Raw genomic sequence first — 25320 nt, forward strand, 5'->3', positions numbered from 1 at the left:
ATGAATTACCGGATAAATCTTGTAAAAGAAAAGCTGACCTCACGCATTTCCTGCTCATTTTTACCGGATTCAAACTGAGCTTTCCGGGCATAGATTCTCATTTTTTGCTCATAATCAGCAATGGCTCCGGATATCGTTGGGTGTTTTCCGTCTGTCAGGTTTTCAGATAAGATTAAAGCATCCAGCAAGCCGGTATTTACCCCTTGCCCCGCAAAAGGAGGCATTATGTGGGCAGCATCACCAATAAGCGTTACAGGGAGGGGGCGGTTATTTTTCCAGGGTTTGTCTAGTGGAATTCTTCTGGCCGGCAGCCCTGCAAACAAGGAAGTTGAAAGAAATAACTGTTGATAAAGCATACTCCAGGATGAAAATCTTTCTGAAAGAAACTGACGGATCTGTTCAGTATTTTTAAAATCTAATGGGCATCCTTCTTTCCATTCTTCGGGCTTTTTGAATATGACGCCATAAGTCAAAGCACCGTTATTACATGGATTGGCAACTAATAAATTACCTTCAAAAGCAGCCATAGGTCTTTTGCCATCACACCATTCAAAAAATTCCGGACAAGTTTTTTCAGGATTTACTACATCTCCCTGAATGATAAAAGTTCCTGTTTCCTCCACTTCAGAATTCGTAACGTATTTTCTGACTCTGGACATTCCTCCGTTGGCGCCAATAACGAAATCCGCAGTGACATCAGGCTTATCTTTAAAGTGCAGCAGCCATTTGCTGTCTGTTTCTTCCATTGCGATAAATTTCCTATCCCAGATCACGGTATCATCTGCAAGGCTGCCAAGCAGCATTTCTCTCAAATTATTTCTGTTGATTTCAGGATTTTCATATTGATTTTCGGGGGTAATTTCTTTTGTAAACAGAATATTTCCCTTCTCGTCAGCAACAGTAATACCCATAGGCAGTGCCTCTTTGTAATATTGATCAAGAAGACCTGCTTTTTTCAGCGCTTTCTGTCCTGTTTGCTTATGAAGATCCAATGTGCCGCCCAAGACCCTTGTATGGGCATTCCTATCTCTTTCGTAGACATTGACTATAGCTCCTTTTTGCTGAAGTAAAACTGCCATGGTTAACCCTACGGGCCCGGCGCCAATAATGGCGACTTTTTTATGATTGAGTACCATAACTTTGAATGTATTTATTATGGCACAAAATTCAGGAATGCAGTTGTATCATGCTTGTACAAATGCGACAAAATCATTGCTAAAGATTTGTTTCCTTTTTTTAGATTCCCGAGCAAAAACGGCAGGTGTGGTACCACTGTACCGCTTAAATTCTCTGCTTAAATGAGACTGGTCCGCGTATCCGAATTCCTGCGCAAGTTCAGCAATGGAGGTCTCCGGAGTGTGCCAAAGACGGTTACGGATCTGTTCGAAGCGCATAACTGAAGATACGTCCTTTACGGTATGACCGGATGATTGTTTAAATTTTCGTTCCAATGTCCTGACAGTGGTGTGTGCTGAATCCGCTACCTTATTTACAGGGATGGCTCCGTTATTTTTTCTCATAGCGGATCCTGCTTTGGAAAGCACAGTATCTTCTTTGCTAATGGTGTGTAATTTCAGGAAATAGTGTTTCACTTCAGCAACAGCTTCCTGTATTTTTCCCTGAATCATAAGAGCGCTCAATACCGTTTGAAGCTTTGCTAATGGATGTTCGAAAGTATGTATTCCGTTTTCTGTTTTTTCGGATGAGAGCCCCAATACATCAAAAACAGCCCATGGAAAACATCTTATGCCAATAATTTCCAATTGTTTTTGCGCGTGAAAAAATGCAGGCTGATTAAGCAGTCCCATGATAAAAGGAGAAGGTAAATCCTGTAGAATTCCGTGATGAGAAATGCGGCATCCGTTTCCGAAATGAAAGATGATTTCTGCATACCCATCTGGAAGCACTGTAAATTCTGACAGTGCTTCTCCATAGTCCCTCCTGTTATACCAAAAGCATCTGATGGCATCTCTTAAATCTTCCGGGACTTCAAATTCCTGATGTATATTAGAAAACATAGTTTGAGTAACTCTGCTTTTTTCGAGATAAACGTTAATGGTGAGACAATATATTGACCAGTTTCTGAAACGGATCTTTTACAAAGAATCTGCGCACGCCCCACTCTTCATTGGTCAGATCATACGTGACTTCAAAACCTGCATTTTTCATTTTGCTGTACACTTCATCTACATTATCTACCTCGATGGAAAGATCCGGAACTTCCGTATCATTTCCTCCCTGACTGGCAAAGCTGATCTGAATTTTGGTTTCTTCATGATTTCCCAGTGTTTTGATCCAACCGTGATCCATCAGAACATCCAGTTCCAGAATATCCTGATAAAACTGATGGGCTTTGGAAAGATCATCCGTTTTAATATTGGCTACGATTCTTTTTACCATTGTCTACATATTTCCATTAAAAAGCCTTGTGAAATTACGTAAAATTTCCCAAGGCTTTTTTTACAAAAATTATTTCTATTAGTTATTCAGTGCAGCAAGAGCAGCATCATAATTAGGCTCATCAGCAATTTCCGGAACCTGCTCCGTGTAAATTACTTTGTTGTTTTCGTCTGTAACGATCACGGCACGGCTCAATAGTCCTTTCATAGGAGAATCTGCGATGGTCACTTCATAATCGTCTCCAAAGCTGCTTCTGAAGTCTGAAAGTGTTTCTACGTTATTCAAACCTTCTGCTGCACAGAATCTTCCTAATGCGAACGGAAGGTCTTTTGAAACATTAATGATCACTGTATTATCAAGTTTGGAAGCCTCTTCATTGAATTTTCTTGAAGAAGCAGCACAGGTAGGGGTATCAATGCTTGGGAAAATGTTGAATACTTTTTTCTTTCCTGCAAAAGTTTCCAGCGTTTTTACCGCTAAACCAGAGTCTACCAATGCAAAGTCTTTTACAGTGGATCCTACAGATGGCAATGTTCCTATTGTGTGTACTTCGTTTCCTTTTAAAGTGATTGTCGTTGACATACTATTTATTTTTTAAGTTTTTCAAATTTAATCAAAAAAGAAAGTTTTCGCAGTCTTATTATGGTTAAATTAATCTTAAAGTGAAAATAAAAATCATTAGGCTGGCACTCTGTTTTCACAAAAAAGGTTTTTGCAGATTATTACCCTCAGAAAGTGAAGATTTCCACGAAAAAAAATACTGTTTATTAAAATTATAAAATCGTTTTCAGATAAATGTAAACAGATACGGAGTATAAATGATGCAGATATATAATTAAAGAAGCAAGGGTCTCTATTTTTTATGGAAATATCTTAAATAAAACAATGATATTTACTAAATTTGTGGAACTTAAAATTTCAAATAAAAAACAACAGTATAATGTCAGACAAATCAAAAATCTATTACACACTTACTGATGAAGCTCCCATGTTGGCGACTCACTCATTTTTACCTATCGTAAAAGCTTTTACAAAATCAGCAGATATTGAAATTGCTGTTCCGGATATTTCTTTGGCAGGAAGAATTTTAGCTAACTTCCCTGAGTTTTTAAAAGATGACCAAAAGATTGGTGATGCTTTGGCTCAACTGGGAGAACTGGCTACTCAGCCTGATGCCAATATCATTAAGTTGCCCAACATTTCAGCTTCTGTACCTCAATTGGATGCAGCAATTGCTGAACTGCAAGGTAAAGGTTTCGCAGTTCCCAACTATCCTGCAGAACCTAAGAATGATGAAGAAAAAGCCATCAAAGCTAAATATGCTAAAGTATTGGGAAGTGCTGTAAACCCTGTATTAAGAGAAGGAAACTCTGACAGACGTGCTCCAAAAGCTGTTAAAAACTATGCAAAGGCTAATCCTCACAGAATGGGTGACTGGGCATCAGACAGCAAAACTGACGTAGCTCACATGAACAATGGTGATTTCTACGGTACAGAAACTTCTACAACATTAGAAAACGCTACAAAATACAGAATCGTTTTTAAAGGAAACGACGGTTCTGAATCTGTTTTAAAAGACTTTGCAGGTCTTCAGGCTGGTGAAGTTATTGATTCTTCTGTAATGAACTTAAAAGCTTTAAAAGCGTTCGTTCAGGAAGCTATTGAGGAGGCTAAGAAAAGAAATGTACTTCTTTCTGCCCACCTTAAAGCAACCATGATGAAAATCTCTGACCCAATTATTTTCGGGGCCATCGTTGAGACTTTCTTCAAAGAAGTATTTACAAAATATGCTGAGACTTTCAAGTCTTTAGACATCAATCCAAATAACGGTCTTGCTGATCTTTTTGATAAAATCAAAGGAAATGCTCAGGAAGCTGAGATCAAAGCTGATATTGAAGCTGCTTTGGCAAACGGACCTAGAGTGGCCATGGTAAATTCTGATAAAGGAATTACTAACTTCCACGTACCTTCTGACATTATTGTTGATGCTTCTATGGCTGCTCTTGTAAGAGGTGGAGGTAAAATGTGGAACAAAGACGGAAATGAAGAAGATACAGTTTGTATCATCCCGGACCGTTCTTACGCAGGTTTCTATCAGTCTGTAATTGATGATATGAAAGCGCACGGAAAACTGGACCCTACCACTATGGGATCTGTTCCAAACGTTGGTTTAATGGCTCAGAAAGCTGAAGAATATGGTTCTCATGACAAAACTTTCCAATTAGCTGCAGACGGAACTGTAGAGGTTCAGGACGAGGCCGGAAACGTTCTTCTTTCTCAGAAAGTAGAAAAAGATGATATCTTCAGAATGTGCCAGACTAAAGATGCTCCTATCCAGGACTGGGTAAAATTAGCCGTAAACAGATCAAGATTATCTGATACGCCTGCTATTTTCTGGCTTGATAAAGGAAGAGCCCACGACAGAGAAATCATCAAAAAAGTAGAGAAATATCTTGCTGATCACGATACAACTGGTCTTGACATCAGAATTCTTGATGTAAAAGATGCAATGACTGAAACTCTTAAAAGAGCAAGAGAAGGTAAAGACACTATCTCTGTTTCAGGAAACGTATTGAGAGATTATTTAACAGACCTTTTCCCAATCCTTGAGCTGGGTACTTCTGCAAAAATGCTTTCTATTGTTCCATTAATGAATGGTGGTGGTTTATTTGAAACAGGTGCCGGAGGTTCTGCTCCGAAACACGTTGAGCAGTTCTTAGAAGAAGGTTATTTAAGATGGGATTCTCTGGGAGAGTTTTTAGCGCTTCAGGCTTCTCTGGAGCACTTAGCACAAACTCAGGGGAATACAAAATCTCAGGTGCTGGCTGATGCACTGGATGAAGCGAATGCTAAATTCTTAGCTACAGATAAATCTCCTGCAAGAAAAGTGGGTCAGATTGATAACAGAGGTTCTCACTTCTATTTAGCAATGTACTGGGCTGAAGCGTTAGCGAACCAGACTGCTGATGCTGAACTGGCTGCTCAGTTCGCACCTGTTGCTCAGGCAATGCAGGAAAACGAAGAAGTAATCAATGCTGAATTAATTGGTGCTCAGGGTAAGCCTCAAAACATTGAAGGGTATTACAAAACTGATACTTATAAGACATATGCAGCAATGAGACCTAGCACAGTGCTGAATGAAATTATTGACGGAATTTAATGCTCCGTTTTATATAAATGAAAAAGCTCCTTTTTAAGGGGCTTTTTTTGTGTAAACCACTCCGGAATTTAAAAACCAGACTATTTAAAACCACCCCGTCAAAAATTCAAAGAATTTTTGACACCCTTCCTCAGGAGGGAAATACTGAGCACATACTTACTCATCAAGGCCGGCGCGTCCCTAATCCCTGCAACCTAACAACTCTCACCTATCCTCCACAATTACTCTCCTGTGTTCTCTCCCCCAGCTGATCATTTCCTGGATGATGTTTCCAAAAGTTCGGCAGTATTCGGTAGGCTCATATACTATTAAAACGGGAGTTTCCGGGTAAACTGTGCGTTTTACCAGCTTATTCAGTTCCATATCTTTCAGTTCTTTGGAAAGCATTCTGGTGGTAATTCCGGGAATGCTTCGTTCAATTTCCCTGAAGCGTCTGTTACCGTTACAAATTGAATTGATAACAGGAATCCGCCATTTTCCTCCAATAAAATAAAGGGTATCCTGTAATGCTCTAAGTTCTTCTGTCTGATCTCTTTCCATAACTGCAAAGTTAAGTGGTATCATTCGTTATATTGATATACTCTGTGATACTGGTAACAAAAGTATACCAATTTCAAATAACTTTGTCAAAAAATTTTACAATGAAAAAATTAAGTAATAAAATAGCTGTCGTAACAGGAGGAAACAGCGGTATCGGATTCGCTGCAGCAAAACAGCTGATTTCAGAAGGCGCAACGGTAATAATCACCGGAAGACGAAAAGAAGCTGTAGAAAAAGCGGCTCAGGAACTTGGAGCTGTTCCTTTCGTTGCAGATCAGGCTAATCTTGATGATATTGATTTATTAAAGAAGGAAATAGGCAAACAATTTGGAAAAGTAGACATCCTGTTCGTCAATGCAGGCATTACAGGAACTCTGACACCGATTGAAAATATGGATGTAGAAAATTTTGATCAGGTGATGGATATAAATTTCAGGGGAGCTTATTTTACGTTAAGCAAATTCATTCCTCTATTAAATGAAGGAGCTTCTGTTATCTTTTTATCTTCTATTGTAGCTTCTACCTATAAACCTAACAGTTCGGCATATCAGGCAAGCAAAGCCGCGTTGAATTCTATCGCCAAAACAGCCGCCGCAGAATTAGCTCCAAGAAAAATCAGAGTGAATATGATAAGTCCGGGTCCTATAAAAACAGAAATAATGAAGAAAGCGGGACTGGATGAAGAAACGTTGAAGAATCTTTCCGGCTATCTTATTGACCAAATTCCCTTGAAGAAAATGGGAACCGCTGAGGAAGTTGCAAAACTGGTTACTTATTTATCAGATAATGAATCTTCCAGCTACGTCACCGGAACCGAAATTGTTATCGACGGCGGCATGATCCTGTAAAAGGTAGATTATTCAAATCCCGGCGGCACAATCACCGGGATTTTTCATGTGTATATTCAGGCTGAAAAATTCCGGATTCGCCTTTTAATTTGTCCAATTCAGCCTGTTTTCTTTTTCACAGCATGCATTACCCGCCTACTTTTGAATCAGAAAAATAAAAGCAATACACATTATGGAGACCGTAAAGAAAAAAAGAAATCCCATTGCCATCGTATTTCTGGCTATACTAGGTATTTTCGGAGGATTACAGCTGTTCAGCAAGCCGCTGGAAGGAAAGCCGGTTACACGGCAAATTGAGGCACCAAAGGAAGTGATCAGCATTCTTGAAAACTCGTGTTTCAACTGTCATTCCAATCAGCAGAACCTAAGCTGGTATGATAAAATTGCCCCTGTTTCTTGGGCTGTAAATAAAGATATCAAAAGGGCCAGAGAAGTGCTCAATTTTTCAGAATGGGAAAAATATTCTCCCGCTGATCATCAGGGGAAAATGTACGCTATTCTCAACATGATGAAAAGCGGAAAAATGCCTCTTCACGAATATACACTGCTCCATCCTTCTGCTAAAATTACGGAGAAAGATATTGAAACGATAAAAAAATATACGCTTTCACTATCTTCAGTAAGCTCCTCAACTCAAAAAAAGATAGAAACACCTCAAGCTGTATCCATTCCGGCATCAACAAAATTTCCGGTTTCCCCGAATGGAGTTCGGTATACTCCTGATTTTAAAAACTGGAAGGTGATCAGCATGAGTACGCTGTTTGATCATTCCATTCGTGTAATCTACGGAAATGATATCGCTGTAAAAGCCGTAGAAACCGAGAATTTCCATCCATGGCCAGAGGGAAGCATCGTGGTAAAATCCGTATGGAAGCAGCAGGAGCTCCCGGATGGAGAAATCAGGCCTGGTAAATTTATCAATGCTCAGTTTATGGTAAAAGATTCCAAGCGCTATCAAGATACCGAAGGCTGGGGATTTGCAAAATTCTCGGGAGATGAACTTCATCCTACCGGAAAAACCGCATCATTTGCCAAAGAATCGTGCATTGCCTGCCACAGACAGCTTGCAGAAAAAACAGGATACCTGTTTGATGTTCCTATGAAAGTGAATACCCAGAGATTAATTCAAAATTTACAGAAAAAATGAAAAGTACACTCCTGATCTTCATGGTAAGCCTTATTGCTTTTACCGCCTGCAGTAAAAAAAATAATGATAAAGATAATGAACTTGTGAGGGTTGTTTTTAACCCGGGTCATTTAAAACTGGTCTCCAATTCTTTAAATCCTAAGAAAAAAACCATGTCCGCTTTGTATGGAAATGAACAAGCACTGAAATCTTTATCCCAAGAAACACGGAAACCGGAGGCCGGAACTGTGATGAAACTGGTCACATGGCGCTATCATGATAATCCTCAGTATATCGGCGGAACCATCACCGGAGAATTGGTGAGTATTGAAACTGTTCAGACTGACCATCTTGGAAATACGTCTTATGATATTAAAAATAATCAGCCCGGAACCTCTCTGCCTGATAAAATGGAAAGAATCCGGTATTTTATGAGTTATACACCATTCAGCAGACCCTAAAAGACAGTCTCGGGATTATTCTTATCAATGTTTACTTTGATAAAGCTGATGAATAGCTGTTCAAATAAAATTCCTGTTTAGTTATTTATCATAATATTTTCGATAAAAAGCATTAATTTAACCTTCTCAAATCAGCAGATTTCATGCAACAGCAAAAAATAAAAATCTCACAAGCCATCATCTGGATAAGCTCTGTTTTCCTCGGTATCTTATCTTCCGTACCTCAGCTGGCTTCTCATCAGTTTGACTGGAAAGAAGCTTTAGTGAATTCGGGAATTACAGCGGCATTTTCTGTGATCATGTGGTACATCAATATTTATATGCTGAACCGCACGAAAAAACGAAGACAGCATATCTCCTATTCAAGACTGCTTTTAATACTTGCTTTCGGGATGGTGATTATGTTTGGACTGGCATGGATTCAGCAGCTTATTCTCTCTCATATTAATTTCGGTCCGGTAATGCTGATGGTTGAGGTAAGAGGAATACTGATCAATCTGGTGTGCTATATGTTTCTTAACCTGCTTCAGCATAATTATACAGGTCAGCAGATACAGCTTGAACTGGAAAAGGTAAAAAGTGATAATCTGGGAGCTCAATATGAATTACTTAAGCAGCAGATTAACCCACACTTTCTCTTTAACAGTCTGAATACCCTAAAGCTGATGGCGGAAACAGGTGATGAAGAAACAGTAGATTTTGTTGTAAAACTTTCTGATTTTTACAGATTTACCCTTGAAAGCAGAAAGCTGGACCTGATCAGCGTTCAGGAAGAAATGAAAATAGTGGACGCTTACCTTTTTCTTCAGAAAGCCCGTTTTGGTGAAGGTATAATCTTTACCAACCTGCTTGAAAATGAAACCGGTTCTACTCTTATTCCTCCCTTTACACTTCAGCTGCTGGTAGAAAATTGCATCAAACATAATATCGTTTCACAAAGCAAACCATTATCTATTAAAATTTATATTGCAGACGATCATATTGTGATGGAAAATCCTATACAGCGGAAAATAAACCCGGAAGACTCTTTAGGCGTTGGGCTGGACAACATTAGGATGCGCTATAAACATTTGCTGGAAAAAGACATTATTATTCATTCAGACGAAAAAATATTTCAGATAAAACTCCCATTAATCCATGAATATCATCATTATTGAAGACGAATTCCGGGCTGCGAAGTCCCTTCAGAATTTAATCTCAGATTTAAAACCGGACTCCAGAATTCTAGGTGTTTACGACAGTATTGAAAGCAGTATTGACGGCTTAAAGGAACTCAAACCCGATCTTATTTTTATGGATATCCATCTTTCGGACGGGCTTTCCTTTGAAATTTTTAAATCGGTAGACATTACCTGCCCTGTGGTTTTTTGCACTGCTTTTGATCAGTATATGCTGGATGCCTTTAAAAGTAAGGGAGTTGATTATGTTTTAAAACCATTTTCAAAAGAAGATATTGCAGAAGCACTCCGGAAAGTTGATGAACTGAAAAAATTCTTTCAGAAAAATGAACTTCCGGATTTGGAATCCATTATCCAGAAAATAAATCAGCCTGCGGGTAAGAGCAGCTTTTTGGTTTTTAAAAACCAGAAATATACAACGATTCAGACAGAGGATATTGCTTATTTTTATATCCATAATGAGATCACTCATCTCGTTACGTTTGCCAAAGAGCAGTTTCCTCTTACCCAGCCTTTGGGACAGGTGGCGGAACAGGTGTCTGACAGGCAGTTCTTCAGAGTCAACCGCCAATATCTTGTAAATTTTAAAGCTATTAAGGAGATGGAGCATTATTTCCAGCGTAAAATTCTGGTCAAACTAACGATTGAAACGCCTGAGAAGCTTTTGATTAATAAAGAAAAAACGCATAGTTTCTTTACCTGGCTGGAGGATAGATAATGTAAGGAAGCTTGAGGCTTCGTACTTGAAGTACTTGAAGGCACTATAATCTATAAAAGTCTTATTTAAATAAATTATAGCCCTGATCGGAATGATCAGGGCTTTCTTTTGCTTTTAATTCTTTAAACTTGATTGCTCATATTTTACGATCAAAAAATATAAACATCAATTCCTTTGGACCCCCAAAAACTTCCTTCCTCCCTCTTCCAGCACCCAGCCTTACATGCTTCCCCTCATAATTTCCGTATTCACCCCGTAATTTGTCCGCTTAACCTTCTTTTGCTTTCTTTTGCTTTCGGCAAGTATCTACTTTTGAATCAAATTAAAGGACATGATACTAAAAAATTTAATCACAGTAAGCGCATTTACCGCGTTATTATTTGCTACTTCAGCATTTATTTATCAAAATAAAGATCAAAAAAGCATACAGCATTCAAACGATGAAAACAAAGGCTTTGCGGTGTTGGAACTGTTTACTTCGGAAGGATGTTCCAGCTGTCCTCCGGCAGATGAGCTGATGGGAAAAATGGAAAAGGAATATAAGGACCAGCCTGTTTATCTTCTGTCCTATCACGTTGATTACTGGAACCGTCTTGGATGGAAAGACCGATTCAGTACAACAGAAAACTCACGACGACAACAAGAGTACAGCCGTATATTAAATTCACAGGTTTATACTCCACAGCTGGTAGTGAATGGGAGAACGGAATTTGTAGGTTCTGATGAAAGTTCAATTAAAAATGCTGTTCAGAAGGCTTTATTTACTGATAAAAAAACAAATATAGAATTGTCGGCAACGATTTCTCAAAAGGATATTAATGTGTCATATAGAACGTCTGCCACAGATCCTAAGAATATTCTTCTTGTCAATCTGGTTGAAAAACATTCTTCCACCCAGGTAGGAAGAGGCGAAAATGAGGGACGTCATCTGCATCACTGGCAGATTGTTCATCAACAAAACCCAATTTCCCTGAGTAAGCAACAGGAAGGAACCACTACATTCAAGCTTCCGGAAGGTTTTTCACCAGACAACTGGGAGGTGATCGCGTTTATTCAAAATGCGAAAACGGGACAGATATCGGGATCAGCAGTGGCTGCATTCAAATAAAATAATAACAATTCAATCAATACTAAAAATTACGGCAATGAAAACAAAAACAACAAAAATCATCTATTGGGCGGGAGCTATTTTTATGTCATTATGGTTTGGAGCGAGCGGTTTCTTTGAACTGACAAAAAACCCTGTAGTCTGGGATATTACCCTGAAGCTTGGTTACCCTCCTCATTTCATTTATATATTGGGTGTTTTTAAAATTACGGGTGTTTTAGTCCTTCTTGTTCCCAATAGATTATTAAGACTGAAAGAATGGGCATTTGCCGGGATGTTTTTTGATATCCTCTTTGCCTTCTTCTCAAAAGTTGCTGTGCTCGGTTTTTCGGCTACTGCTGATGCTGTAATTGCTTTTTCTGTGCTTGCAGTGACATATTTAATGTTCAGAAAATTGTATTCTCCTGAATTGATCTATGGAGAAGCATGATCTTTATAATACTCTACTTTTTTCTTATGTTGAAACATACCCTCACGTGGTACGTGGGGGTATGTTGTTTTTCAGTTTGGGCTAAAGCCGGAGAAATGGATATTATTTATGGGCTATTTTGCGTACGTATTTGTAAATCCTGGTCGGCACATCCCTACTCCATAATCCTTGCTACCTGTTTCTCTAATTCATAAAACTTTCCGGAAACCATTCAAATGCTCCTCCTTTTGATTTTGTGAAACCCAGGCCAGGCCATGGTAAGTGATAGGCAAATGCTCTCATTTTAGAGTCAGCCAGCTGCTTCAGAAGTTCTTTCCTCGAAGCTATTGCAGTATCCAGATCGGTATCCCCAAAATAGCCCCATTCCGGATGAGGGAAAAGAACTACATCAGAATGTATAAGATCTGCAATGTAGATCAGTTTTTCATTTCCTGAAGAAATTGTGGTAACCGTAAGGCCAGGTGTATGTCCGGGAGCTAACTGAAAGGTAAAATGATCGTATAACGGATTAGTAAGATCATAAAATTTCAGCTTTGGCTGAATGGTTTTCAGAATATTTCGGACTGCAGGGATGATCTGATTAAGAAATTCAGGCTGTGTTTTCAATGCGCTGTTACTGAAGTCTTTCATTGAAGCCTGCATCCAGAAATCGTGTTCTGTTTTCGAGATAAAAATATCTGCATTAGGGAAAATAAGCTGATTCTGTTTATCGACAACTCCCCCAATGTGATCCGGATGGGCGTGGGAGATAAAAACATCGGTAATATCTTTGGCAGAAAATCCTGCTTTTTGAAGGCTTTTTAATAGGAATCCGGTTCTTTCATCGGCAAAAATACCCATTCCTGTATCCAATAAGATGAGTTTATTTTTTGCTTTAACCAGCATGATATTCATAGCCATATCAATATAACTGTCTGGTCTGAAATTGTTTTTCAGGATTGACTTCAATTCTGAAACGGTTCCTCTGGGAGCAAACGATTTCAGATTTTCTTCATGAATGTATCCGTCTGTCAATATAAACAGTTCCAGTTCTCCCAATGTTATTTTTTTGAAACCGGAAAGGTCTTCCCCTGTTTTCGCGTGGGATTTTGGTGTTCCTGCCCATAAACCGGAAAAAGGAATCATGCTTAATGTTCCTGCCAGCAAACCACTTTTTAATAATTCTCTTCTGTTCATAATTTATGTTTTTATTAATCAAAAAAACTGAATTCCCGTCATAGGCAGGAACTCAGTTTTTGTATAATTGTCTTTAGTTATTAACCAGTTTCATAGATCCTTCGGTATATCTTTCACCTACGTTCGGATATTTCTTCAGAATGGCATCAATGGTATCCAGATCTGATTGGGAAAGTTCTATATTGACTGCGGCAATATTCTCTTCCAGATATTTGATTCGCTTGGTACCGGGAATCGGAATAATATCATCTCCCTGATTCAATACCCATGCTAATGCAAGCTGGGTTCCTTTAACTCCTTTGGAAGCGGCCAATTCATTGATCTCATTAGCCAGTTTGGTATTATTTTCAAGATACTCCTGCTGATAGCGGGGCAGTGATTTTCTGAAATCGTCATCCCCCAGGTTCTGTACCTCATAAATATTGGTGAAAAGTCCTCTTGCCAAAGGTGAATAAGGGACTAAAGATATCCCAAGCTCTCTGATGGTAGGTAAAATCTCCTTTTCAACATCTTTCGTAAGGATAGAATATTCTGACTGTAATGCGGCAATAGGGTGAATTTTATTAGCCTTTCTGATAGATTCTGCGGAGGCTTCAGATAAACCTATATATTTTACCTTTCCCGCTTTTACCAACTCCGCCATTGCTCCTACGGTTTCTTCTACAGGTACATTCGGATCTACTCTGTGAGCGTAGTACAGGTCAATAGTATCTATTTTTAATCTTTGAAGGCTTAAATCTACTGCCTGTCTGATCCATTCCGGAGATCCGTCAAAATAAGTTCCTGGAGCTCCGCTGTGGCTTGCTTTACCATCTTTAAACCTGAATCCGAACTTCGTAGCAATAAAAATCTTGTCTCTGTTCGGAACCAAAACTTTAGAAATGAGTTTTTCATTTTCTCCATTGGCATACATATCTGCTGTATCCCAAAAATTAACCCCTAAATCTAATGCTCTGTGCAGGGTATTGATACTTTCCTGCTCATCAGCAGGGCCATAAGCAAAACTCATTCCCATACATCCTAAACCGATTGCTGATAACTGTTCTTCTGTGTTTCCTAATTTTTTAAATTTCATGATAGGTATGATTTAATTTTATATGACAAAATTAGAACATCCGGAAACCAGCCGCGATATAGAATTCAAACGAAGAATTATAAAATTCAAACAATATCCGTTCTTAGGGCATTTGGGGTAACTCCGGTCTGTTTTTTAAAGTAATTGGTAAAATAAGCGGGTTCTTCAAATCCTAATCCATAAGCGATTTCAGCAATATTCCAGTCTGTATGTCTCAGTAAAGCATTGGCTTCCTGAATAATTCTTGCAGTAATCTGCTGGCTGGTTGTTTTTCCGGTGATCTCTTTTACGGAACGGTTTAAAGAATTCACATGGATGGAAAGACTCTGAGCATAATCATTGGGGGTTTTCAATTTCAGAAAAGCTTCAGGACTGTCTATCGGAAACTGTCTCTCCAGCAGTTCCATAAATAAGGAAGCAACTCTTTGTGAAGCATTCTGATAAGGTTCAAAAGTATCTGCCGGCTGCATTCTCATCGTTTCATGGATCATCAGATGGAGATAAGCCCTCAGCATATCATATTTGTGAATATATTCTGACTGAATTTCCGTCATCATTTTGGTATAAATCTCAGAAAGAATATTCTGCTGTTCTTCATCTATAAAGAAAACCGGAGTGCCGCCGATCCTGAAAAGCGGAGAATCCTGCAGGTTTCCCATGCGGGTTCCGTTATGCAGAAACTGATCTGTAAACAAGCAGAACCAGCCTTTCTGATTTTCATCATCTGCTTCCCAGGAATAAGGAATGATAGGATTGGAAAACAATAATGCAGGACGGTCTACTTTGATCCATTTATCGGCATAATGAAGCTTTCCTTTTCCGATGATCAGTGAAATTTTATAATAATCTCTTCTGCTGTAGGGAGTGAGCGGTGAGCAATATTCTCTTGAAAATACATTAAAGTGCCCCATTTTATTGACTCCGATACATTGTGAAGCCAGGTTGGGAGCATTTCTTTCATAAAAACCCTGAAGTGATTCGTGTGATTCCATAGATCAAAGTTATAAAATTCAAACAAATTAAATAATAATATTTCATCACGAAAAAACAAAATGGCTGACAAACTGCCAGCCATTTAAAAGTGATATAGAGTCGATCCCTGGGTTAATCCCAGTCATCGTCATGTCCGTGACCACGGTGTTTATTTTGCTTTTTATAGTATTTCTCCTGATTTTTATAATATTTATCCTGCTGTTTACGGTATTTTTTATAATCGTTCTTGTTTCTGCCGTAAACGATAACCGGATTTTGTCCTCGGTAATATTTCTTTTTAAAGATCAGATACTTCTCCCTCCCCATGATTCTTTCCAGTTCAGAATACCGGTCGCCTCTCCATCTTCCCGGATCCACGACATATACTCTGTTCCAGGTATCATAATCCCGATATCTGTCATTCAGAACATAAATCTGATTGGCTTGTGTAGTAGAAAGCAACAGATCAGCAACTACCTGCTGCCAGTTAAGATCTGAAATACTCCTTCTGTAATCATTATAATAATCCGATTGGGCATAGCTCAAGCTAAATGTCCCGATCAAAAATGCTGTTAATATTAACTTTTTCATTTCACTCCACTTTAAAATTAATCATCATGGTAGAGTCAATTAAAGTGCCAATTCTTAATCACAAATGCCAAAATTTGTTAATAAAAATCATAAACAACTGATTATCTTTGAAGTATTTTCTCACTTTCTACAATATTATTGAATCTTAATTATTTAAATCACGTATAACATATATAATACTCTGAATCACTAAAAACCATTATTAATCAACACTTAGCATCCTCAGGCATCGAAGTTGATGTGTTTTTGCTAAAGCTGATGCCATGATCAGATTCTTTAAAAACAAGTTTCATTACATTTTAGCATCACCATGTTTTAGACTTTCTCTATTATTTCCCAATGATGTTATAAAATTCGTTAAGATTCATCAGAATTTTTGATTCATATTATATAATTTCGTAATTTTAATGAAGAGAACGGGTTATAAGAACCTCTTCTCAATTATTTTTAATCAACCAAATCTTACATTGCTATGGAAAATATAAAGTTTCAGGTATCTCCATATCAGGATGAATTGCAGTTATTGATAGATGATAAGAAGGCAGGTTATATGTCCATTGAGGTTGACGGAAGACTGCTTATTGTATATTATACCAAGCTTGATGAGGAGCGTGAAGGTAAAGGATATGCCAAACTATTGCTGGATGAGCTGGTACGCTACGCAGAAGAAAAAGATCTGCTGGTAGATCCCGAATGTGATTTTGTAAGACAGCAGTTTGAAAATCATCCCGCAAGATATAAAGAAATATGGCATGCCTGATCAGCTTTGCCACCAGGCTGTAAACTGCTGCTCTGACTGATTGAGATCTACGATCTCACCGATCATCGGTGTGAGAACGTTGAGTTTATTATCTTTTCCGAACGCAGTTATCTTTTCTAAAGGTTCATTCCATGGATGAAGCGCCAGTGCGAATTTTGCGGCATGTACCGGGATTATCCGTTCTGCCTTGAGGTCAGCCGCCGCCTGGATAACCTCTTGAGGCAATGTATGAATGTACCTCCATGCTTCCCCATATTGCCCATTCTCCAGAACAGCATAATCGAACGGACCATACTGTTCACCAATGGTTTTAAAATGAGAATCATAGCCGCTGTCTCCTCCCAGAAAAATTTTCTTTGTGGGTGTTATCAGAACGTAAGAACTCCAAAGCGTATCATTCTTCCTGATTCTTCTTCCTGAGAAATGTCTGGCAGGAGTAAAAATAATTTTTATAGTATTTTTCAGATCAATTTCTGCTCCCCATTCTTCTTCAATAAGTGTACTTTCAGCATATCCCCATCTTTCCAGGTGCGCTCCTACTCCAAGCGGTAGGATGGCCATTCCCGTTCTGTCTCTGATAGATTGTACCGTAGGATAATCGAGGTGGTCAAAATGATCATGGGTAATCACCAGATAGTCAATATCCGGTATATCTTCAGGCTTAAAAATATCTGAACCTTTGAAAGCTTTATTGAAGTATTTAAAAGGGGATCCATATGAACTTAAGACAGGATCAATCAGGAAAGAAACACCATCGGTCTGCAGATAATAGGATGAATGCCCCAGCCAGATAAATACGTCCTGATTTTTATCTATATTTTTTAAATCCGTATGAATGGACGGAATTTCTTTCAAAGGCTTCAAAAGGGGATCTTTTTTTCCTAAAAAGAAGTCATAGGCAACCTTAGACATTGAATAGCCTTCCGTAATGGAAGGTGTATGGCTGATATTCTGAAACTGTCTTTTTTTATAAAGCTTCGACTTTCTGATCCGGTTCAGTCGCTCTCCTTTCGGTACACCTCCAAACGCCTTCATGTTCATTACTATCAAAAAAGTAACTGTCAAAATAACTACACTCGTGATAATCCAATAAATCATTTTTCAAAAAATAATGATCAAAGGTATTGACTTTTGTACTGAAATTAAAAAATATTCCATTCTACTCGTTTTTTTAACTAAATTTATCATGTATTAAAAAAAATTTATCAGGCATTTAGGTACGTATTAATTTTAAACTGTCTATTTTAGCACCTTAAAAAACTCAGATACATTGAAAAATTATTCGGTAATATTTCTCCTCGCTATTTTTTCGTCATGTGCCTCTATAAAAAAACACAACGAACAGCGGGCTTCATGTATTCCACCGGAGCAGCTTAAAGAAGATGTGGACTTTGCGTATTCAAAACTACAGCAAATGCACCCTCAGTTATACTGGTATATTCCCAAGAAGGAATTGGAACATAAATTTGACAGTCTTAAACAGACCATTACCGAGCCTTTAACTCCTCTTCAGTTTTATTTTAAACTTCAGCCGGTAATTGCGGGAATCCGTGAAGGGCACCTTTCATTGAGAATTCCCAGAAAGAAATTTACCAAAAGAGAGTATAAAAGACTGGAACACCAGAAAGGAATGTTCAGCCGTTTTGAATATTACATTAAGGGAGATCAGATGTATATTATTCAAAACAGGGATTCTATTGAACATATTAAACCCGGAACTGAAATCTTATCCATCAACAATGTTCCTGTTTCAGAGTATATAAAGAAATACAGAAGCCTGATCAGCAGTGACGGAGACAATACGACGTTCTACCCTTACTTTTTGAAGGATCTGTTCTTTAATTTTTATACCGCAGAAAATGGTTTTGGCAGCAAAGCCACTCTTGAAACCCTTTATCAGGGTGAGAAAAAAACCTACACTTTAACCAGAGAGATAAAGACTGATTCTGACCTGGAAAAGGATAAGGAAATGAAGAAAAAAACCCAGGAAAAGAAATTGAATGATTATGTAGCGGCAAGCAATTCATACAACAGAAGCTTTAAATTTCTGGATCAGGACAGCACCATTGCCTATATCAAGGTAAAAAGTTTCTCCAGAGAATATTCTGATGAGTTTTATAAAAAGACTTTTGCCAGGATCAATGAAGCAAAGGCCCCCTACCTCATCATAGATGTCCGAAATAATTACGGAGGATCACTGTATGAAATCAATAATCTCTATTCCTATCTTGCCGAAGCTCCTTTTACATTAATTAAACCTTCGCAGTTAACGTCAAGAACGGCTCCTCTTCGCACGAATTATTTCAGAAAAAGCAACCCTTTGGAATATGCACTAAAAAGTATTGCGTACCCGAGCTATTTTTTTGCACAGACTTTCAGTACGTATAAGAAAGACGGAAAAGTTTTCTATAAAATGAAAGCCGATAAACCCACAAAACCGAATAAAGCAGCGTTTCATGGAAAAGTTTTTGTACTGATCAATGGCGGAAGCTTCTCAGCTTCTTCTATTATTACAGCGAAACTTAAGAATGACAAAAGAGCAATTCTTGTAGGCGAAGAAACCGGGGGTGCCAATGACGGAACAGTCGCAGGTTTCTATTCGTACCAGAAGCTGCCCAATTCTGAAATCAGATTTCCGATCGGATTACTTTTAGTACAGCCTAATATCAGCTTTTCAGACTCCCGGAGAGGCGTGGTTCCCGATGTAACTGTTACTGAAAGTATGCAGGACATTATTGATAAAAAAGATCCCCAGCTGGCTTGGATAAAAAACGAAATTGCTAAAGAAAAAGAAAATAAGGGACAGTATTGAATATAAGTTCGGCGGGCTTTCAGCCCGCCGAACCTTTTTTATCTTCTTAATTCTTCCAAAAGATCTTCAATATGTTGTATATATCTTCCGTAATAACGATGGTACCAGAACTTTCCGACTACATAAAGCAAAAACAAACCTATGGTCACAGTTCCAATTAAAACGACTGCAATTTTAAGCTCACTCAGAGGATGCGGCCACGGGATAAATTCAAGGACAATAAGGATTTCGCAAACCAGAAAGGGGGCAAAACTGATATAATAAGAAAGATAATACTGTTTATTAAGGTTCAGCTGCATCACCAGATCTTTCAGAGAATCATAGGTTTTTGGTGCAGGATTACTGATATCATTATACAATTTAAAAAATTTGCTGAAAAAGAAAACGGTAACAATCAGCATGGATGCAATCAAAACCGTTATGTACAGTTGAAGCTTGAAAGGTCTGCATACAGAGCACACCAGAAAGGCAAAAACAAAGATTCCTATCATCCACCAGAATTCCACCCGCATGTTTTTGCGTATTTTTTCGAGGGGAAGATTCAGTTTATTTCTCTGCTCAAGGCTTATTTCAGGAGTTTCCTCCACAATATCTTCATTCCATGTATTTTTGAATTCGTCTATATTCATCGGGTTGCGGATTTTTAATGTTGGTTAATTTTTATTTGGCTTAAGATATCTTTAAGTTTATTTTTTGCCCGGTTCATTTTAACCCTGGCATTCACTTCAGAAATTCCCATCTGCTCTGCAATCTGTTTTCCAGAAAAATCTTCAAGATAGTAGAAGATAAAAGCTTTATCAATAGGATTAAGCAGATGAATTGCGTTATACATTGCTCCAAGGCGTTCTTCTTTACGGTAGTCATAATCTTCCTGAACAATAATCTGGTTAGAAAAATCTTCATTGGCAATAAAGTTTCTGCGCTTTTCGGACTTCAGGAAAATAATGGCGGTATTCAGAGCAATTCTGTATAGCCATGTAGAAAATTCGCTTTCACCTCTGAAACCGGGGAATGCTTTCCAGAGCTGATAGGTGATCTCCTGAAAAAGATCATCACGATCCTCTTTTTCAGTCATGTACATTTTAGAAATCTTAAAGATGATTCCTTTATGCTGTTCAATTTGACGTATAAACTCTTGTTCTGATGAGATCATAGGATTTTACTCTATAGAGTTAGTTTTCGTTTAAAAAAATTGTTACAGTATTTTTACAAAGAAATAAAAAAAACCCGGCAGAAATACACTGCCAGGCCTCATTATGTGTTTTTAATGGTACTATTTTCTCAGAATCGTCTTTTTTCCGAAATCATTTATATCGAATCTTATCTTCAAGACTTTTACAAAAATTATCTTGTCTGATGTGAACAGTTAGTAGGAAAAAAGTAAATATGTTACATCAAAAAATAGAAAAACCTGATATTTTTTCATATCAGGCTTATATTGGTAGTAAATTCTTTTATTAATTTAAATCTAAGAAATCATCTTTTTCAAGATAATGGTTCAGTGCTTCTATAAGTTGGGAAGAAGTAACGTCAGCGCGCTGTCTGAAAGCAAGATCCACCACATCCTGAATATTCTCATCAGAGCACAAATAATTAAGCTTGTTGTGAAAAACAAAATCAGGCAAGACTTCATGATCACTTTCACCAATATCCAACGGATCACCAACAAAAATTTTCATTTCAGGTTTAAATGCATCGGTTGAAGAATAGACCGCGTAATTATATTCCGGGTCAAAAGAAGCTTTCCTGTCCTGCTTGGTCTTTACAAGCTCCAGGAATTCTTCTATAGAATACACCTGGTTTTTAAAATCATCCATCTGATATTTTTTTACAACTCAATTTTTTAAAGATAGAAATTTTACAGAAAATAAGATAATGCTAATTCAGTTTATTTAAAGCCCTCTGCAAAGATCCGATATCCAGAAAACCAAGCTTGGCTCCTGCAACAATGATTATCAGAAGGACAGCAGACAGAAATGCAATGATCACAAAATACATGGATACAAACCAGATAACCGTATTCAGGATGTTTCCTTTAATTCCCATTCTATTCATCAAAAACTTCTGAGAGCGCTCAAACCATGTTTTTCTCTTTTCAATTACCGGGCTTACTTCAAGCCCGTTCAGTTCGTCTACCACACGCACTACATCATCAATATACCGGCCGTACATATAATAGATCCAGTACCTGATAATAAAAGCAATCAGCAGCAGCGTAATCAGAACACTTACGCCGAAAATTGCCAGATTATATTCCATATCAAAATGAAAATTGATCTGGATCAGAGAAAGAAGAAACCCAAGAGGAATATAAGAGATATAATAGGAAATATAAATTTCTTTAGAGATCAGAAGCTGCGTTTTAAGCGTAAACAGATCATAATTCGTATTGATGCTGTTCTTACGGAGAAGCCTGTATAATTTCAGAAATCGGGAATAAAAGTAAACAATAATAGCAACGGTAAGAATGGTAACAAATAACGAAATCGTTTTAATATTAGAATCCTGAGAGGCAAACGGAAAGCCTGTTAAAAGTAATGGAAGCGTAAAGATCATCAGCCAGAATTCAGTCTGCATATTCACTTTCAGCATTTCCAACGGAGAATGTATTTCCTTCTGTTTTTCCAGAGAAATTTCAGGGGATTCCTGTCCTGTATCTTTATTCCAAAGTTCCTTAATGTTTTTTAGCTCCATTGTTGTATCAGTTAATTCGAATCTTTTTCCAGCCGGGTAATGATGTCTTTCAGTTTTTCCTTTGCCCTTTTCAGCTTCACCCTCGTGTTCACTTCCGTAATTCCGAGCTGAACAGCAATTTCTTTACCAGAAAACCCTTCCAAAAAGAAAAAGATAAGAGCTTTGTCTATGGGGCTCAACTGATGAATAGCTTCATACATCCGCTTCATATTCATATCATCCGTATCATTATAAGGTTCCTGCCTGGCATTCAGCCTGTCTACATTTTGATTCTGTATAAAACTACGTTTTTTTTCACTTCTCAGGAATACAATGGCCGTATTCAGTGCAGTTCTGTACAGCCATGTGGAGAAATCACTTCTCTTTTGAAAATCACCGTATGATTTCCAGGCCTGGTAAATGATCTCCTGATAGAGGTCATTCTGATCGTCCTTATTATCCATATACATTTTAGAGATCTTGAAAACCACCCCTTTGTGCTTTTCAATTTTCTCTAAAAATTCTTTTTCCGGTGAAGACATGATTTACACACTGATCCTTAGATGATTTTTATAAAAAACATCATCCTATTATAACACAAACTATAATTTCCGGTATTAAGTTAAAAAAATCCTCAAAAAACCAAGCAGTTTATTGAGGATTTTTATTTATGTTAAATTCGGTACCAGTCTGAATCAAAAAATATAATCAGTACTTAAAAAGTTGGAATCATGTTCCCTTACAATGGTATTCAGCAGTTCTTTGTTGGAATCCGTAAGCTTTGCAGCCACCAGAGAACGGATCGAGAATGAACGCAGTGCATCAAAAACAGAAAGCGTACCCTCTGCACTGTCTTTTCTGCCTGTAAAAGGAAATACATCCGGACCTCGCTGCGCCTGGCAGTTGATATTTACACGGCTTACAAGATTCACAAACGGATCAATCAGCTGGGCTACCTCCTGAGGATCTTCACTGAAAATACTTACCTGCATCCCATGCGAAGCATTCACCTGATATTCTATCGGCTCTTCGATATCTTCAAACGGAACTACAGGAATTACCGGACCAAACTGCTCCTCATGATACAGCTTCATATCACTGTTTACAGGATAAACAACGGCCGGAAACACAAATGATGCGTCTGTATATCCTCCGTCCTTATTCAATACTGCGGCACCTTTCTGTAAGGCATCATCTATGCATTCTTTCAGATAACCCGGCTTATTCACTTCCGGAAGTGGTGTTACTTTTACATCTTTTTCCCATGGCAGTCCGCCTTTTAACGCAGACACTGCAGCACTTAGTTTTTCCGTAAACGCTAAAGCTACTTCTTTCTGAACAAATATCAGCTTAAGTGCTGTACATCGCTGTCCGTTGAAAGACAAAGCTCCCAGAATACATTCGCTCACCGCCACATCCAGATTGGCGTTTTTGGTAACAATAGCTGCATTTTTGGCATCCAGACTCAAAATAGCCCTTAAGCGGTTTACCTTCGGGTGCAGTTTTTTCAGTCCGTTGGCTACCTTGCTGGATCCAATGAAAGCGAGCACATTCACTTTTCCGCTTTCCATGATCGGGGTGATAATTTCGGATCCTTTTCCGTACAATGTATTCACAGTTCCTTTCGGGAATGCTTCTTTAAAGGCATTTAGTAAAGGATAATGAGCCAGCACACCATGCTTTGGAAGTTTAAACAGAATGGTATTTCCCATAATCAAAGCTGGAATCAATGTTGTAAAAATCTCATTCAGAGGATAATTGAACGGTCCCATACTTAAAACCACGCCAAGCGGAGCTCTTCTGATCTGCGCAATGGTTCCCTCTGCCTGCTGAAAGCGGGAAGACTCCCTGTCCAGATCCTTCAGTGCATCAATAGTCTGGTTGATATAATCTACGGTACGGTCAAATTCTTTGGTAGAATCTGCCAGCGTTTTTCCAATTTCCCACATCAGCAGTTTGATGATCAGGTCTCTTTGCTGAATCATCAGATACACGAATTTCTGCATGCATTTAATCCTACCTTCTACAGACATGGTAGGCCACTCGCCCAGCCCGTTATCATAGGCTTTTACACAGGCTTCCAGAACTTCCATCGCCTCATCCGGACCAATATTCGGGATGCTGCCCAAAAGCTTTCTTTCCAATCCGTTTTCTGTAGGGATGCATACAGGAGAGTAAATTTCGGTGACGTCTCCCTTCCACTCTACCAGTTCTCCATTCAGAAGATACGTTCTCTGGTGGATGACCGGAACTTTATACTCTTCCGGAATTTCGTTTTCTGCCTTAAAAATGTGATGAAATGATGCTGTATTTTCTGAACTCATAAATCTTTCTATTTTTTTTATGTGATAAGTTTGAGATTGTTTCAAAATGTAAATTATTTGACTTTCGTCAGAATGACACCTTTGAAACAACCATGTTTTGTAAGATAAAGGTAGAGTTAAAATATCTTGAAAAAAAGATTCTGACAATAGATTTGATCTATTTGAATTAAAATTAATCTCAGCTCCTGAAAAATGAATAATTTAGCTTAAAAATAAATTTCATGTTTTCAAAATTAGTTTGCAGCACCCTGCTATTCTTTTCTGCAGTGGGCTTTGCTCAAAAATCTAAAGCCATCAATACTGTTTTAATGGGCGGAAAAGAAGTTCATACGTACGCCAAACTGCCGGCACTCAATAAACCGGCTCCCAAATTTACCCTTACCGATGTGAATATGAATGATCAGACACTGGATTCCTATAAAGGAAAATATGTGATCCTGAATATCTTCCCAAGTGTGGATACCGGAGTATGCTCTGCATCTGTACATCATTTTAATGAGGAGGCAGGAAGTCTGCCCAATACGGTAGTACTTTGTATTTCTAAAGATCTGCCATTTGCACAGAAAAGATTCTGCGGTGCCGAAGGGATCAAAAATGTAGTGATGCTTTCAGACTTCCGTTCAGATTTCGGATGGAATTATGGTGTGGAACTGATAGATTCTGCCATGAAAGGGCTTCTGAGCAGAGCCGTTGTGGTGATAGACCCTTCAGGAAAGATTATCTATGAAGAGCAGGTGCCTGATATTTCTCAGGAACCGAATTATGAAGCAGCTATTGCCGCTGTGAAATAATAAATGGCTTAAAAAATAAAACTCAGCGAATTGCTGAGTTTTTTATTGGTGTTGGAAAACGCAAAAGCCCAAAATAATAGTAAAAACATTCTCTATAAGGCGCAAAGATTTTATCTCCGATAAAATTTCACAATACCACTGTCATTACGAACCGAAGGTGAAGCAATCTCAATGTTT

General features: G+C 38.2%; 27 protein-coding genes. 11 read left to right on the top strand and 16 right to left on the bottom strand.

The window, feature by feature from the left end; genetic code table 11:
* Window positions 1-5: 5 nt before the first annotated feature.
* The 4 genes from BLW74_RS11340 to tpx (BLW74_RS11355) form a co-directional block, all read right to left on the bottom strand.
* The gene (locus BLW74_RS11340; RefSeq protein WP_089692504.1) at window positions 6-1136 is read right to left on the bottom strand and encodes an FAD-dependent oxidoreductase; all 1131 of its coding nucleotides are present in this window, start codon (window positions 1134-1136) and stop codon (window positions 6-8) included.
* A 48-nt stretch (window positions 1137-1184) separates the two neighbouring features.
* A complete protein-coding gene (locus tag BLW74_RS11345; protein ID WP_089692505.1) occupies window positions 1185-2018 on the bottom strand; it encodes a helix-turn-helix domain-containing protein in 834 nt (277 codons plus the stop codon).
* A 34-nt stretch (window positions 2019-2052) separates the two neighbouring features.
* Window positions 2053-2400 (bottom strand): VOC family protein, encoded by a 348-nt coding sequence (locus BLW74_RS11350; protein ID WP_089692506.1) that lies wholly within the window; start codon window positions 2398-2400, stop codon window positions 2053-2055.
* Window positions 2401-2478: 78 nt separating this feature from the next.
* Window positions 2479-2982: a thiol peroxidase gene (gene tpx / locus BLW74_RS11355; RefSeq protein ID WP_089692507.1), complete on the bottom strand. Its 504-nt coding sequence runs from the start codon at window positions 2980-2982 to the stop codon at window positions 2479-2481.
* A 358-nt stretch (window positions 2983-3340) separates the two neighbouring features.
* Between tpx (BLW74_RS11355) and BLW74_RS11360 the strand changes: the two genes are divergently transcribed.
* Window positions 3341-5560 (top strand): NADP-dependent isocitrate dehydrogenase, encoded by a 2220-nt coding sequence (locus BLW74_RS11360; RefSeq protein WP_089692508.1) that lies wholly within the window; start codon window positions 3341-3343, stop codon window positions 5558-5560.
* A 204-nt stretch (window positions 5561-5764) separates the two neighbouring features.
* Here the strand turns inward: BLW74_RS11360 and BLW74_RS11365 are convergent, their stop codons facing one another.
* Window positions 5765-6124 (bottom strand): winged helix-turn-helix transcriptional regulator, encoded by a 360-nt coding sequence (locus tag BLW74_RS11365; protein ID WP_228424872.1) that lies wholly within the window; start codon window positions 6122-6124, stop codon window positions 5765-5767.
* Window positions 6125-6201: 77 nt separating this feature from the next.
* Between BLW74_RS11365 and BLW74_RS11370 the strand changes: the two genes are divergently transcribed.
* From BLW74_RS11370 to BLW74_RS11400, 7 genes are all read left to right on the top strand, one after another.
* Complete coding sequence (locus BLW74_RS11370) at window positions 6202-6948, top strand: SDR family oxidoreductase (RefSeq protein ID WP_167358413.1); 747 nt, start codon at window positions 6202-6204, stop codon at window positions 6946-6948.
* A 172-nt stretch (window positions 6949-7120) separates the two neighbouring features.
* Window positions 7121-8095, top strand: a complete 975-nt coding sequence (locus BLW74_RS11375; protein ID WP_089692511.1) for a heme-binding domain-containing protein — start codon at window positions 7121-7123, stop codon at window positions 8093-8095.
* Complete coding sequence (locus BLW74_RS11380) at window positions 8092-8535, top strand: hypothetical protein (RefSeq protein ID WP_089692512.1); 444 nt, start codon at window positions 8092-8094, stop codon at window positions 8533-8535. Before BLW74_RS11375 ends, BLW74_RS11380 begins: the two co-directional genes overlap by 4 nt.
* Window positions 8536-8678: 143 nt before the next feature.
* Entirely contained in the window at window positions 8679-9692 is a 1014-nt protein-coding gene (locus BLW74_RS11385) for a sensor histidine kinase (RefSeq protein ID WP_089692513.1), read from the top strand.
* Window positions 9673-10431, top strand: coding sequence for a LytR/AlgR family response regulator transcription factor (locus BLW74_RS11390; RefSeq protein WP_089692514.1), 759 nt, complete (start codon window positions 9673-9675; stop codon window positions 10429-10431). The genes BLW74_RS11385 and BLW74_RS11390 overlap by 20 nt, the downstream gene beginning before the upstream one ends.
* A 331-nt stretch (window positions 10432-10762) precedes the next feature.
* The gene (locus tag BLW74_RS11395) at window positions 10763-11539 is read left to right on the top strand and encodes a DUF1223 domain-containing protein (RefSeq protein WP_089692515.1); all 777 of its coding nucleotides are present in this window, start codon (window positions 10763-10765) and stop codon (window positions 11537-11539) included.
* 37 nt (window positions 11540-11576) lie between these two features.
* Window positions 11577-11969: a DoxX family protein gene (locus BLW74_RS11400; RefSeq protein ID WP_089692516.1), complete on the top strand. Its 393-nt coding sequence runs from the start codon at window positions 11577-11579 to the stop codon at window positions 11967-11969.
* A gap of 183 nt (window positions 11970-12152) precedes the next feature.
* Here the strand turns inward: BLW74_RS11400 and BLW74_RS11405 are convergent, their stop codons facing one another.
* The 4 genes from BLW74_RS11405 to BLW74_RS11420 form a co-directional block, all read right to left on the bottom strand.
* Window positions 12153-13145 carry an MBL fold metallo-hydrolase gene (locus BLW74_RS11405; protein WP_089692517.1) on the bottom strand — a complete coding sequence of 331 codons (993 nt, stop codon included), beginning with the start codon at window positions 13143-13145 and terminating at the stop codon, window positions 12153-12155.
* A 73-nt stretch (window positions 13146-13218) separates the two neighbouring features.
* Window positions 13219-14220, bottom strand: a complete 1002-nt coding sequence (locus BLW74_RS11410; RefSeq protein ID WP_089692518.1) for an aldo/keto reductase — start codon at window positions 14218-14220, stop codon at window positions 13219-13221.
* 86 nt (window positions 14221-14306) lie between these two features.
* Complete coding sequence (locus BLW74_RS11415) at window positions 14307-15212, bottom strand: helix-turn-helix domain-containing protein (protein ID WP_089692519.1); 906 nt, start codon at window positions 15210-15212, stop codon at window positions 14307-14309.
* Window positions 15213-15324: 112 nt separating this feature from the next.
* Window positions 15325-15783 carry a hypothetical protein gene (locus BLW74_RS11420; protein ID WP_089692520.1) on the bottom strand — a complete coding sequence of 153 codons (459 nt, stop codon included), beginning with the start codon at window positions 15781-15783 and terminating at the stop codon, window positions 15325-15327.
* 472 nt (window positions 15784-16255) lie between these two features.
* Between BLW74_RS11420 and BLW74_RS11425 the strand changes: the two genes are divergently transcribed.
* A complete protein-coding gene (locus tag BLW74_RS11425) occupies window positions 16256-16543 on the top strand; it encodes a GNAT family N-acetyltransferase (RefSeq protein WP_089692521.1) in 288 nt (95 codons plus the stop codon).
* On the opposite strand, the gene BLW74_RS11430 is transcribed toward BLW74_RS11425, so the two are convergent.
* Complete coding sequence (locus BLW74_RS11430; protein ID WP_228424874.1) at window positions 16544-17578, bottom strand: MBL fold metallo-hydrolase; 1035 nt, start codon at window positions 17576-17578, stop codon at window positions 16544-16546. It abuts the gene before it with no gap.
* A gap of 235 nt (window positions 17579-17813) precedes the next feature.
* On the opposite strand from BLW74_RS11430, the gene BLW74_RS11435 reads away from it, so the two are divergent.
* Window positions 17814-19355, top strand: a complete 1542-nt coding sequence (locus BLW74_RS11435; protein WP_089692523.1) for a S41 family peptidase — start codon at window positions 17814-17816, stop codon at window positions 19353-19355.
* 38 nt (window positions 19356-19393) lie between these two features.
* Here the strand turns inward: BLW74_RS11435 and BLW74_RS11440 are convergent, their stop codons facing one another.
* The 6 genes from BLW74_RS11440 to BLW74_RS11465 all read right to left on the bottom strand — a co-directional run bounded on the left by BLW74_RS11440 (window position 19394) and on the right by BLW74_RS11465 (window position 24352).
* Window positions 19394-19984, bottom strand: a complete 591-nt coding sequence (locus tag BLW74_RS11440) for a hypothetical protein (protein ID WP_089692524.1) — start codon at window positions 19982-19984, stop codon at window positions 19394-19396.
* A gap of 14 nt (window positions 19985-19998) precedes the next feature.
* Window positions 19999-20508 carry an RNA polymerase sigma factor gene (locus BLW74_RS11445; protein WP_185116352.1) on the bottom strand — a complete coding sequence of 170 codons (510 nt, stop codon included), beginning with the start codon at window positions 20506-20508 and terminating at the stop codon, window positions 19999-20001.
* 304 nt (window positions 20509-20812) lie between these two features.
* Window positions 20813-21172 carry a DUF7716 domain-containing protein gene (locus BLW74_RS11450; RefSeq protein ID WP_089692525.1) on the bottom strand — a complete coding sequence of 120 codons (360 nt, stop codon included), beginning with the start codon at window positions 21170-21172 and terminating at the stop codon, window positions 20813-20815.
* Window positions 21173-21233: 61 nt separating this feature from the next.
* Window positions 21234-22049: a hypothetical protein gene (locus BLW74_RS11455; protein ID WP_089692526.1), complete on the bottom strand. Its 816-nt coding sequence runs from the start codon at window positions 22047-22049 to the stop codon at window positions 21234-21236.
* A gap of 11 nt (window positions 22050-22060) precedes the next feature.
* Entirely contained in the window at window positions 22061-22570 is a 510-nt protein-coding gene (locus tag BLW74_RS11460) for an RNA polymerase sigma factor (RefSeq protein ID WP_089692527.1), read from the bottom strand.
* 153 nt (window positions 22571-22723) lie between these two features.
* Window positions 22724-24352, bottom strand: coding sequence for an NADP-dependent glyceraldehyde-3-phosphate dehydrogenase (locus BLW74_RS11465; protein WP_089692528.1), 1629 nt, complete (start codon window positions 24350-24352; stop codon window positions 22724-22726).
* 221 nt (window positions 24353-24573) lie between these two features.
* Between BLW74_RS11465 and tpx (BLW74_RS11470) the strand changes: the two genes are divergently transcribed.
* Window positions 24574-25143: a thiol peroxidase gene (gene tpx / locus BLW74_RS11470; protein WP_185116353.1), complete on the top strand. Its 570-nt coding sequence runs from the start codon at window positions 24574-24576 to the stop codon at window positions 25141-25143.
* The last annotated feature ends 177 nt before the right edge of the window (window positions 25144-25320 follow it).

Origin of the sequence: Chryseobacterium culicis, assembly GCF_900108365.1 — a bacterium.
Classification (GTDB): Bacteria; Bacteroidota; Bacteroidia; order Flavobacteriales; family Weeksellaceae; genus Chryseobacterium; species Chryseobacterium culicis.

Coding starts and splice junctions, on each gene's coding strand:
- BLW74_RS11340 (WP_089692504.1), bottom strand. CDS start 1,136: ATGGTACTCAATCATAAAAAAGTCGCCATTATTGGCGCCGGGCCCGTA.
- BLW74_RS11345 (WP_089692505.1), bottom strand. CDS start 2,018: ATGTTTTCTAATATACATCAGGAATTTGAAGTCCCGGAAGATTTAAGA.
- BLW74_RS11350 (WP_089692506.1), bottom strand. CDS start 2,400: ATGGTAAAAAGAATCGTAGCCAATATTAAAACGGATGATCTTTCCAAA.
- tpx (WP_089692507.1), bottom strand. CDS start 2,982: ATGTCAACGACAATCACTTTAAAAGGAAACGAAGTACACACAATAGGA.
- BLW74_RS11360 (WP_089692508.1), top strand. CDS start 3,341: ATGTCAGACAAATCAAAAATCTATTACACACTTACTGATGAAGCTCCC.
- BLW74_RS11365 (WP_228424872.1), bottom strand. CDS start 6,124: ATGATACCACTTAACTTTGCAGTTATGGAAAGAGATCAGACAGAAGAA.
- BLW74_RS11370 (WP_167358413.1), top strand. CDS start 6,202: ATGAAAAAATTAAGTAATAAAATAGCTGTCGTAACAGGAGGAAACAGC.
- BLW74_RS11375 (WP_089692511.1), top strand. CDS start 7,121: ATGGAGACCGTAAAGAAAAAAAGAAATCCCATTGCCATCGTATTTCTG.
- BLW74_RS11380 (WP_089692512.1), top strand. CDS start 8,092: ATGAAAAGTACACTCCTGATCTTCATGGTAAGCCTTATTGCTTTTACC.
- BLW74_RS11385 (WP_089692513.1), top strand. CDS start 8,679: ATGCAACAGCAAAAAATAAAAATCTCACAAGCCATCATCTGGATAAGC.
- BLW74_RS11390 (WP_089692514.1), top strand. CDS start 9,673: ATGAATATCATCATTATTGAAGACGAATTCCGGGCTGCGAAGTCCCTT.
- BLW74_RS11395 (WP_089692515.1), top strand. CDS start 10,763: ATGATACTAAAAAATTTAATCACAGTAAGCGCATTTACCGCGTTATTA.
- BLW74_RS11400 (WP_089692516.1), top strand. CDS start 11,577: ATGAAAACAAAAACAACAAAAATCATCTATTGGGCGGGAGCTATTTTT.
- BLW74_RS11405 (WP_089692517.1), bottom strand. CDS start 13,145: ATGAACAGAAGAGAATTATTAAAAAGTGGTTTGCTGGCAGGAACATTA.
- BLW74_RS11410 (WP_089692518.1), bottom strand. CDS start 14,220: ATGAAATTTAAAAAATTAGGAAACACAGAAGAACAGTTATCAGCAATC.
- BLW74_RS11415 (WP_089692519.1), bottom strand. CDS start 15,212: ATGGAATCACACGAATCACTTCAGGGTTTTTATGAAAGAAATGCTCCC.
- BLW74_RS11420 (WP_089692520.1), bottom strand. CDS start 15,783: ATGAAAAAGTTAATATTAACAGCATTTTTGATCGGGACATTTAGCTTG.
- BLW74_RS11425 (WP_089692521.1), top strand. CDS start 16,256: ATGGAAAATATAAAGTTTCAGGTATCTCCATATCAGGATGAATTGCAG.
- BLW74_RS11430 (WP_228424874.1), bottom strand. CDS start 17,578: ATGAAGGCGTTTGGAGGTGTACCGAAAGGAGAGCGACTGAACCGGATC.
- BLW74_RS11440 (WP_089692524.1), bottom strand. CDS start 19,984: ATGAATATAGACGAATTCAAAAATACATGGAATGAAGATATTGTGGAG.
- BLW74_RS11445 (WP_185116352.1), bottom strand. CDS start 20,508: ATGATCTCATCAGAACAAGAGTTTATACGTCAAATTGAACAGCATAAA.
- BLW74_RS11450 (WP_089692525.1), bottom strand. CDS start 21,172: ATGGATGATTTTAAAAACCAGGTGTATTCTATAGAAGAATTCCTGGAG.
- BLW74_RS11455 (WP_089692526.1), bottom strand. CDS start 22,049: ATGGAGCTAAAAAACATTAAGGAACTTTGGAATAAAGATACAGGACAG.
- BLW74_RS11460 (WP_089692527.1), bottom strand. CDS start 22,570: ATGTCTTCACCGGAAAAAGAATTTTTAGAGAAAATTGAAAAGCACAAA.
- BLW74_RS11465 (WP_089692528.1), bottom strand. CDS start 24,352: ATGAGTTCAGAAAATACAGCATCATTTCATCACATTTTTAAGGCAGAA.
- tpx (WP_185116353.1), top strand. CDS start 24,574: ATGTTTTCAAAATTAGTTTGCAGCACCCTGCTATTCTTTTCTGCAGTG.